The organism is Oscillibacter sp. CU971, assembly GCF_905219725.1.
Classification (GTDB): Bacteria; Bacillota; Clostridia; order Oscillospirales; family Oscillospiraceae; genus Oscillibacter.
In genome coordinates this window covers 1-3903 of the sequence record NZ_CAJMXG010000248.1, presented here as the reverse complement: position 1 = coordinate 3903, position 3903 = coordinate 1, and the positions used below count along the sequence as shown (strand labels likewise).

Sequence of the window (3903 nt, the reverse complement as noted above, 5' to 3'; positions counted from 1 at the left end):
TCTTTTTCTCTTTTGGACCGTGCACGGCCCGTTTTCTCTTTTTCTTCTGGAAGAAAAAGAGAAAATGGGGGGTGCAAAGGACCAGCCATCTTCATGGCTGAANCCCCCCGCCCGTCAGGGCCGGAAAAATCCCCCTCCCCCGGAAGGGGGAGAAAAAGGACCCGGACAGGATGTCCAGGCCCTTTCAACGCTCACTCAGCCTCGTAGACAGAGACCTGCTTGCGATCCTTGCCCAGCCGCTCGAAGCGGACCGTGCCGCTGGCGGTGGCAAACAGGGTATCGTCGCTGCCGCGGCCCACGTTCACGCCGGGGTGAATGTGGGTGCCGCGCTGGCGGACGAGAATGTTGCCCGCCAGGACGAACTGGCCGTCCGCCCGCTTGGGGCCCAGGCGCTTGGCCTTGGAGTCGCGGCCGTTCTTGGTGGAGCCGCCGCCCTTCTTGTGGGCGAAGAACTGTAAACCAATGCGAATCATGTCAGGGACCATCCTTTCTGNAAGATTTTAGATGGGGAANGGGACCGCAGTCCGCTTCCAAAACCTCAATGTTGTCCGGGTANTCGTCGTGGAGCATGGTGAAATAGACCATCAGCCCCGTCAGAAGGGTCTGGCAGGTGCTCTCCGCCGTGGGGCCTAAGGCTCCGGGAAGGCGCAGGGAAATCAGCGCCTTGTCCTCGTCAATCCGCACCGCGGCGGCAAGGCCCAAAACGTCGTTGACNGTGGCCTCCACCAATGTGACGGCGGCGGTGATGGACGCGCAGAGGAGGTCTTCCCCCGCCTCGGCCCAGCCGCTGTGGCCCTTGGCCTCAAAGCCGGTGATCCGGCCCGCTTCCGTGTGGAAGGTGACGCTGGTCATGCTCAGACGGAGATCTTGCCGATCTCGACCTTGGTATAGGGCTGGCGATGGCCCTGACGCTTGCGGTAGCCCTTCTTGGGATTGNACTTGAANATGCGGATNTNCNTGCCCTTNCCATTTNTCACGACCGTGGCTTCTACAGAAGCGCCGGCCACGGTGGGAGCGCCGAAGGTGGCCTTGTCCCCGTCGNTGACGGCCAGGACNTGNTCGAACTTCACGGCGTCGCCGGCCTCCTGGGGCAGCTTTTCGATGTAGACCACGTCGCCCTCGGCCACCTTGTACTGCTTTCCGCCGGTCACGATGATTGCGTTCATGCTTGTTTCAACTCCTTCATTTACGGGCTCGCTGTCGGGGGCGGCGTCTGCGCGCACTTATTCAGGCCCATTCAAAGCGGCTTCCCTAGTATATCAGCAGAATTTTGGCTTGTCAATGGGGTTNGGCGATTTTTTGGAAAACCGGNCGGGCTTCGGAATCTTATCGGGCGTCCTCTCAGCAGGACGCCAGCAAAGCCTCCAGCTCCTCCCGGGAGAAGCGCTGCACGTTGTCGCAGAAGCGGCAGGTCAGCTCCGCGCTCCCCTGCTCGTCGATCATGGCCCGCAGCTCCTCCCGTCCCAGGCTGATGAGGGCCCGCTCCATCCGCTCCCGGCTGCAATCGCAGCGGTACGCGATGGGCCGCTTCTCCAGCACCTCCAGCGCAAGGCCCGGCAGGGCCGCGCGGAGCAGGGCCTCCGGGTCCGGGTCGGCCTTTAAAAGCTCCGTCACCGGCCCGGCGGCCCGGAGGGAGGCCTCTAGCCGCTCCGCCGTCTCCTCGCCCGCGCCGGGGAGGAGCTGGACCAGATACCCTCCGGCGGACAGGACGCTCTGGTCCCGATCCACCAGCACCCCCAGGCCGCAGGCCGTGGGAATCTGCTCGGACTCCACGAAGTAGAGGGCGATGTCCTCGGCAATCTCCCCCCAGAGAAGGCCCACGCTGCCCACATAGGGCTCCTTCNNCCGCAGGTCCCGAATTACCGTCAAAGTCCCTTGGTTTCCTACGGCGGTTCCCACGTCCAGCTTCCCGTCCTCCCGCAGGGGGATGTCCACGGCGGGGTTTTCCACCGTGCCCCGGACATTGCCCTCGTGGTCCGACACCGCCAGCAGGGTCCCNAAGGGACNGCCGCCCTTGATTTGCAGGGTGAGGCTGGCGGCCTCCTCTTTTAGGGCGCTGCCCATCATGGAGGCCCCCGCCAGAAGGCGGCCCAGGGCCGCCGTGGCCNCCGGCAGNGTCTTGTGAATCTGCCGGGNCCGCTCCGTCAGGTCCCGTGTGGACACGGCAGAGACTTTTATCAGGCCGTCCTGGGAGATGGCCCGGATCAATTGGTCGCTCATGGTTCAAACTCCTTGCTTCAGCAGCATTGAAATTGCCAGCGGTCCTCGTTGAGCCGCGGGGGCTTGTCCGTCAGGTCCCCCGTCAGATGGACGGAGGAAAAGCCCGCCTCGCCCAGGGCTTCCCGCAAAAACGCCTCGCTCCAGGCCCGCTCCCGGTGCTCCTCGAAGGAGCGGTCCCAGGCCCCGCCGGGGCGGAGGCGGAACAGGTCCACCTGATAGGTGCAGATCTGCTTTTTCTCGGAGAAGAAGGTCCGCCAGACGCAGAAGCTCCCCTCCGTCTCGTCCATGTAGAGCTGCCCGTCCATCCGCCGGAGCTTGTAGGGGGTGTTCACGTCGAAGAGGAACAGGCCCCCCGGCTTGAGCCAGCGGCGGACATGGCGGAAAGTCTCCTTCAAATCCCGCTCCGCCGTCAGGTAGTTCAGGGAATCCAAAGTGGAGACCACCGCGTCCGCCGGCTGGGCCAGGCGGAGCCTGGGCATGGCCTGGTGGAGGAACAGGGGCGGGCGCTCCAGGCCCGCCGCTTTTGCCGCCGCCTGGGTCAGCATCTCCTCGGACCCGTCGGCGGCGAGGACCTGATAGCCCTTCTTCGCCAGANGGCACGCGATGGTCCCTGTGCCGCACCCAAGGTCCAGCACCGTCTCCACGGGGATGGGGCTTTTGCGGAGCCGCCGCGCAAGAAACGCCGCCCGGCGGCGGTAGGACCCGTCGGCCATGAGGCCGTCGTAGCTGGCGGCCAGGGCGTCATAGGCGCTCATGACGGTTTGTCCTTCATCCGGGCGAAGAGCTGGGCATAGGCCCCGGTGCCGTAGTTCAGCGAGCGGTTCACCCGGCTGATGGTGGCGCTGGACGCGCCGGTGCGCTCTAAAATCTCGTTATAGATCATGCNNTCGTCCAGCAGGGAGGCCACCTCGAANCGCTGCTCCATGCTCCTGAGCTCCGCCACGGTGCAAAGGTCCTGAAAAAACTGATAGCACTCCTCCTCGTCCCGGAGCTGCAAAATGGCCCTATAGAGCTGGCCGCTTTTTTCTTTCTTGCCGATCTTCACACTGAGACCTCCTGTCTTTGTTTTCAGCACTCCTATTTTAACCTTTCAGAGCGTGAAAGTAAAGGGGGCTTTGGAGGAAATTTTCGGGAAAAACGCCCGCCCTTGTCACCGCCTCCCCCTCCGGCGCATAGGCTGGAGAAATACGGGGAGAGGAGCGGTGGCTGTGGGAGAGCGTCTGGCCCTGAAAACGGAGCCCTTCGCGGCGGAGCGGGAGTGGACGGTGGAGGGGGTGCCGGTGCTGTCGGCCCTGGCCCAGGTGCCGGAGCCGGAGGGGAAGGACCGGACGGCCCGGCGAATCAAGCGCTTTTACCGGCTGCAATGCCGCGCCTTTCTGCGCTACTGCGAGAAATGCCTCCTGCCCCAGGCAGCGGCGGAGTACCGCGCGGCCCTGGAGGCCAGCCGCCCCCTGCCCGCCTTCCGGGCGGAGCTTTCCTACCGGGTGACCTATAACGAGGGGGGCCTTTGGAGCGTCTGCACCCAGACCCGGGAGACCCTGGGCCCCGGCCCGGCCCTGGTGACCCGGCGGGGGGACACCTGGGATTTGGCGGCGGGATACCCGGTGCCGCTGAAGGACTTCTTTCCCGCCGGGGCGGCCTGGAAAAAGCGGATTCTCCGCCACGCGGAGGAGGAGATCCGAC

At 64.7% G+C, this 3903-nt stretch carries 7 protein-coding genes; 1 reads left to right on the top strand and 6 read right to left on the bottom strand.

All coding sequences use genetic code 11. The features are described from left to right. Positions 1 to 191 precede the first annotated feature (191 nt). The 6 genes from rpmA to JX325_RS13400 all read right to left on the bottom strand — a co-directional run bounded on the left by rpmA (position 192) and on the right by JX325_RS13400 (position 3259). Complete coding sequence (gene rpmA, locus JX325_RS13425; RefSeq protein WP_204791606.1) at positions 192 to 473, bottom strand: 50S ribosomal protein L27; 282 nt, start codon at positions 471 to 473, stop codon at positions 192 to 194. 1 nt (position 474) lies between these two features. After that, positions 475 to 852: a ribosomal-processing cysteine protease Prp gene (locus JX325_RS13420; protein WP_204791605.1), complete on the bottom strand. Its 378-nt coding sequence runs from the start codon at positions 850 to 852 to the stop codon at positions 475 to 477. A 2-nt stretch (positions 853 to 854) separates the two neighbouring features. Beyond that, complete coding sequence (rplU, locus tag JX325_RS13415; protein WP_204791604.1) at positions 855 to 1166, bottom strand: 50S ribosomal protein L21; 312 nt, start codon at positions 1164 to 1166, stop codon at positions 855 to 857. Between the two features lie 175 nt (positions 1167 to 1341). Continuing rightward, a complete protein-coding gene (gene hslO / locus JX325_RS13410; protein WP_204791603.1) occupies positions 1342 to 2220 on the bottom strand; it encodes an Hsp33 family molecular chaperone HslO in 879 nt (292 codons plus the stop codon). A 17-nt stretch (positions 2221 to 2237) separates the two neighbouring features. Next, positions 2238 to 2975, bottom strand: coding sequence for a class I SAM-dependent methyltransferase (locus JX325_RS13405; protein ID WP_204791602.1), 738 nt, complete (start codon positions 2973 to 2975; stop codon positions 2238 to 2240). Beyond that, on the bottom strand, positions 2972 to 3259 hold the full coding sequence (locus JX325_RS13400) for a YerC/YecD family TrpR-related protein (protein ID WP_204791607.1): 288 nt from the start codon (positions 3257 to 3259) through the stop codon (positions 2972 to 2974). Before JX325_RS13400 ends, JX325_RS13405 begins: the two co-directional genes overlap by 4 nt. A gap of 169 nt (positions 3260 to 3428) precedes the next feature. Here JX325_RS13400 and JX325_RS13395 point away from each other — a divergent pair. Next, positions 3429 to 3903, top strand: a 475-nt coding sequence (locus JX325_RS13395; protein ID WP_204791601.1) for a hypothetical protein, incomplete at its 3' end; no start/stop codon positions are given.

What these genes read in the sequence shown, in the direction of transcription:
- rpmA (WP_204791606.1), bottom strand. Translation starts at nt 473, where the DNA reads ATGATTCGCATTGGTTTACAGTTCTTCGCCCACAAGAAGGGCGGCGGC.